The organism is Microcystis sp. M44BS1 (assembly GCF_020244875.1).
GTDB classification, from domain to species: Bacteria; Cyanobacteriota; Cyanobacteriia; order Cyanobacteriales; family Microcystaceae; genus Microcystis; species Microcystis panniformis.
This window is the reverse complement of sequence record NZ_JADBVM010000176.1, coordinates 1-5,327: the sequence shown is the minus strand read 5'-3', so window position 1 is coordinate 5,327 and position 5,327 is coordinate 1. Positions and strand designations below refer to the sequence as shown.

The 5,327-nt window shown below is 45.0% G+C and carries 4 protein-coding genes; 2 read left to right on the top strand and 2 right to left on the bottom strand.

The window, feature by feature from the left end; translation table 11 throughout:
• Positions 1-500: 500 nt before the first annotated feature.
• Positions 501-1,136: a bifunctional phosphoribosyl-AMP cyclohydrolase/phosphoribosyl-ATP diphosphatase HisIE gene (gene hisIE / locus IM515_RS14220; protein ID WP_002772755.1), complete on the bottom strand. Its 636-nt coding sequence runs from the start codon at positions 1,134-1,136 to the stop codon at positions 501-503.
• Positions 1,137-1,506: 370 nt separating this feature from the next.
• The gene (locus IM515_RS14215) at positions 1,507-2,148 is read right to left on the bottom strand and encodes a PEP-CTERM sorting domain-containing protein (protein ID WP_287628782.1); all 642 of its coding nucleotides are present in this window, start codon (positions 2,146-2,148) and stop codon (positions 1,507-1,509) included.
• 1,122 nt (positions 2,149-3,270) lie between these two features.
• Between IM515_RS14215 and IM515_RS14210 the strand changes: the two genes are divergently transcribed.
• On the top strand, positions 3,271-3,882 hold the full coding sequence (locus tag IM515_RS14210) for an IS607 family transposase (protein WP_287628784.1): 612 nt from the start codon (positions 3,271-3,273) through the stop codon (positions 3,880-3,882).
• Between the two features lie 280 nt (positions 3,883-4,162).
• The gene (locus IM515_RS14205; protein ID WP_287628786.1) at positions 4,163-5,179 is read left to right on the top strand and encodes a thiamine phosphate synthase; all 1,017 of its coding nucleotides are present in this window, start codon (positions 4,163-4,165) and stop codon (positions 5,177-5,179) included.
• Positions 5,180-5,327 lie beyond the last annotated feature (148 nt).

Genomic DNA, 5,327 nt, shown 5'->3' with positions numbered 1-5,327 from the left:
TTCTCGGCTGGTGAGAGAGAGTCTATCTTTCTCTAAAAAAATGGAGAATCACGTTGGGGAACCCTTTGGTATTTTATCCATGACTACAATGCACAGCAAAGCAAAGGATTAAGCCGCCATCACTACTACCGAATCACCACCCAAAGCCTGAAACGACCGACGACCGGCTACTGACGACCGACTCCTAACCCCACCAACAAACTTTTTGCCGCAAACCCTACCTAGTGGTCTGCGGCAAAAAGTAGGGGCGAAGCATTCGGGCAATAACCTATCGGTGAAAACGTAGATTTTCTATCCGAATGCTTCGCCCGTACTTATTCAGCAAACCCTAAGTAGGGAGGCACAATTATTTGTAGGATGGGTTAGCGGTAGCGTAACATAATCGGGCGTTGGGTTTCATGCTTCAACCCAACCTACGTTCATCTTATATTTAATTCCACCCACCCACTTAAAACTCAAATCTGATAACTGATAACTGATTACTGATAACTGATAACTGATTACCGGCGCCGATCCTGCAATTTTTTATAGACATCTCGCAGGGGGACTTGATGATAGGCGAGAGCGACGAGGGTATGATAAAAAAGATCGGCCACTTCTGCAGCAATAGCATCGCCATCATTATCTTTGCAGGCCATGACCACTTCTGCCGATTCTTCGCCGATTTTCTTGAGAATTTTGTTATCTCCTCCGGCCAAAAGTTTACAGGTGTAGGATTCCGGATGAGGAGCGTCTCTGCGATCGCAAATTACCTTAAACAATTCCGAGAGGGTGTCGGCCGCTGGCGGTGATTTTTGCGAATTTACTTGGTGAAAACAGCTTCTTTCGCCAGTATGACAGGCGATATCACCGATTTGCTCAATAGTCAGCAAGATAGCATCACTATCGCAATCGTAGCGAATTTGACGCACTTTTTGGATATGGCCCGAGGTAGCACCCTTGTGCCACAATTCTTGACGAGAACGACTCCAATACCATGCTTCCCCAGTGGTGAGGGTTTTTTCGAGAGATTCCCGATTCATCCAGGCCATCATTAACACTGTAGCATCAAGATAGTCTTGAGCGATCGCCGGTACTAAACCCTGGGGATTATAAGCGATCGCGTCGAGGGGAATAGCGGAGAGCAAAGAGGACATCAGTTTTTTGCGGTCAAGAAATATGGTGGGACAAATTACCCAAAGCTTAATTATATAGGGTTTGCGGCAAAAAGTTTTTCGTGGGGGCAGGGTGTGGCCCCCCCAACCCCCCCGACATCGGGGGGGCAGGTGGGGTGTAGGGTTTTACCTATTTTCAGGGAAAAAGTCCCTGAATTTTCCCCCTGATCACCCCAAAACCCCAAAACCCTCTAACAACCCGTTGATTAAAAACAAAAATTATGTGCCGGGCTGTGTTAGAATCAACGCTTAAAGAAAAAGCTAAAAGCTAGAAAACCAAACAGGGCATCTAACCTTTAGCTATTCTTGTTCAACGTTACAGTTATCAATGTGTACGAGACATTGGTAACTGTTATTTTTGTTTCTTGAAGCGGGAAACCAATCCTAAACCACCCACTGCCAACAGTCCGAGGATAGTACCCGGTTCGGGAACGGATTGATGGAAAGAATTTTGGAGGCTGAATAGACCTTCAGTGGGGCCACCAGTATTATTTAGGGTATTTGTGACGGTCAACAGTTTCTTGGGGGCGATAGGGATGAAACCGCTAGGAGGGACCGGTGAGCCGTTAAGTGAAACTAAGGTCTCAGGTATCTCAGCAAATGTCTCGGTTACAGTCCCGTAGTTGGATGATACGTCTGAATCCAGGTCAACCCCGACAATATAATCGGGGGAGCCAATGACCTCGATTGTATATGTGAAAGACCCCCCGGGACCCTTATTGACATCAACGAGACCGTTCATAGCATCGTATCGGAAATAATAATGACCACCCATCTCGGTCAGCGCAACTTTATCCACACCCTCGGCCCCAATGTCACCCGATACGTACGTAATTTTTTTGTCCCCCTGAACAAGAGCATTTCCGCTCGTCCATTCCGTCCAAGTTAAGGTCGCGGCACTGGCACTGGTAGCGGTAAGCACCGCGCCAGCGAGAACCCCGATGGCTAGGGAGCCAGAAGCAAAAGTTTTGGTTAATTTGTTGGTTGTCATCATAACTGAATTATCCAGCGTTAATTGTGTGTACTATAGCCACAAAAAGAAGTTAAGCAAGCGTTAAGCTCGCTGATAACTTTTTGTTTGACTTGACACAACTATAGCGAAACTTTTCAAAAAAAACAAGTGTTTTAGAACAGGGTGAGCCCATCTCAAACGCTATTGACTATTGACTAATTTTGTCATCCGCTTGCTGTGTGGGCATTTCAAGTGATACCAGTCAATCAAAACAGTTAGGAATTCTTAACATTTGGTCGATTTTTGCTTAACAATTGAGATGGCAAATTCTCGTCAAATATGCCTGAATCACTCTCTGGGTAAGCAACTCACATAAATCAAGTTCATTTTGTTAACGGTTGTTAAGATGCGCTTCGCTTACCCTGTGTTTTAGAAAACTTTTTTTCGGCAATATTTAGCTATTTTTTGTCAAATTTATAGCAGTTTTCCCCGAACATAACTACCCAAAAGTTGACAAATATACCCAAGCTTTTTGGTGAAAGTTGGACAAATAAACAGGCTCTAAGTAGGTGGGTGGAATTAAATATAAGATGAACGTAGGTTGGGTTGAAGCATGAAACCCAACGCCCGCATGGGTTACGCTACCGCTAACCCATCCTACAAATAATTGTGCCTCCCTACTTAGTTCAAAAAAAAATCTCTCAATTCGTTACAAAACTTAATCAAGAGAGGTACAATGTATAAAACTTAACAGTTTTGACAGTCAAAACTGGAGTTCGATGGCAATCAACTCCCTAACGAGGTAACTTCCTTTTGCTCCCACAAAAATGTCACCCCAAAACCCCCAGACAAACTCAGGTTTTAGAAAGACCAAAAATCCCGTCTAATATCTCTATCTAAAGAGGTATGACTAATTTTCCCAAATCATCTATAGTTACCAGCGTAGGGCAATGGCAGTATAAAAGTGGACAACTGACTGTCTAAAGTTGGACGATTCTCTCTCGAGAAATTTCTTTAATTAAAACCGGGTTAAGTTAAGACGCATTTAAACACCTTATTCTTAGATTAGCCGAATCTAACCCAATCCCTTTACTGTTGCCTCTTGCATGAGTGCCTCTTTCCTCATCTCAACAAGCAATTTAAATACTTAACAGCTTATATACTATGAATACTCTCATCACTATTCGAGAAGCTTCCGATTTACTCGGAGTTAGCATTAAAACCCTCCGGCGCTGGGAACAACAGGGTAAAATTTCCTCAATTCGTACCCGCGGCGGTCATCGCCGATTTCGACCAGAAGATCTCTTACAATCTGGTCAAGCAACCCCATTGATTATTGGCTATGCTCGTGTTAATCGACCTGAACAAAAACCACAATTAGACACCCAGATAAAAGCGTTAGAAGAATTTTGCCATCAGCAGGGTCAACCCTTTGAAATTCTCACCGATATCGGCGACGGAGTCAGCCACAATCACCCTAATTTTATGCGTCTAGTGAAGATGATTTGTCACGGTGAGGTGAAATCTCTAGTTTTAACCCATGCGGAAAGTGTCAGTCGCTTTTGTCATGATTTTATTTTCGGTTTGTGCAGTCTCTTCAAAATCCAAGTCATTATCCTCAATCAACCCCAGGAATCCATTGCAGCTGAGGATTTAGTCGAGGATATCCAATCCCTTGTCACCATCTGTTACAATCATCTGTACTCGCTACATCACCCAGATCATCAGCAATTACTAGAACACCTAGGGGCGCTTAAGAATGTCTATGTGGGTTAAAATTACCCTTGCCGTAGGTTTCTCCTCCCTCTTTGTTGCCTGTCTGATGCTGACTCTACTGTTCCCCGAACAACGGCTAGGAATGTAATATTTTAGATGATAAAGACAATATGATCCCCCCTTGCCCTAGGGTTGATTCAAGGTAGGGTTGATTCATGAATCAATCCTACCCCTTGCCTCCCTTAAAAAAAGGGGGAAAACCCGGAAAGTTCCCTTTTCCAAGCTGGATTGAGGGGGATCAAATTGGCTGACAGCTATAATAACCCCAGATTGACGGCAAATGAAACTAGAAACCACGGCGATTAAACGGATTCTTGATGCTAACCTTGACCGCGCCAGAGAAGGACTGCGAATTATCGAAGAATGGTGTCGTTTTGGCTTAGATAATCCCGATTTAGCCCAAGAATGTAAAGAAATGCGCCATCAATTAGCTGGTTGGCACTCGATCGATCTTAAACGACATCGGGACACGGCCGGCGATATCGGCACAAATTTAAGCCATCCCAGGGAAGAAATCCGGGAGACTGTCGAGGGACTGCTGCAGGCCAATCTGGCTCGCGTACAGGAGGCTTTTCGGGTTTTAGAAGAATACGGTAAACTCTATGATCTGGAGCTAGGGATAGCCTGTAAACAGCTGCGCTATCGGGTTTATCAGCTAGAGAGTAAACTATTAATCTCTCCACCGCTGGAAAGACTAAAAGCATCTCCCCTCTATCTAGTCACTTCTCCCGCCGAAAATCTGCTAGAAATCGTTGAATTAGCCCTAAAAGGAGGTTTAAAATTGGTGCAGTACCGCCATAAAACCGCCGCTGATACCATTCGTTTAGAAGAGGCCGCTAAACTGTGTGAGTTATGCCACCGTTATGATGCTTTATTTATTATGAACGATCGCGTCGATATTGCTCAGGCCATTCATGCTGATGGTGTTCATCTCGGCCAACAGGATCTACCGATTTCCCTAGCGCGGCAATTTCTCGGCCCGACGGCAATTATCGGTCGGTCCACCACTAATCCCCAAGAGATGGCCAAAGCAATCCAAGAAAAGGCCGATTATGTGGGAGTCGGGCCGGTTTATGCCACCCCCACCAAAGCAGGAAAAACCCCCGCAGGATTGGAATACGTCCGTTATGCGCGGGAAAATTGCCCTTTACCCTGGTTTGCGATCGGTGGTATTGATAGTAATAACATTAAAGAGGTTTTAGAGGCAGGAGCGCAACAGGTAGCTGTAGTCCGGGCCATCATGGAAGCGCAGCACCCCGATGTGGTGACACAACAATTATTAAACCAATTAAAGTAGGGAAGGGGAAATGGGGAAATGGGGGAATGGGGAAATGGGGAAATGGGGAAATGGGGGAATGGGGAAATGGGGAAATGGGGAAATGGGGAAATGGGGAAATGGGGAAATGGGGAAATGGGGAAATGGGGAAATGGGGAAATGGGGAAAT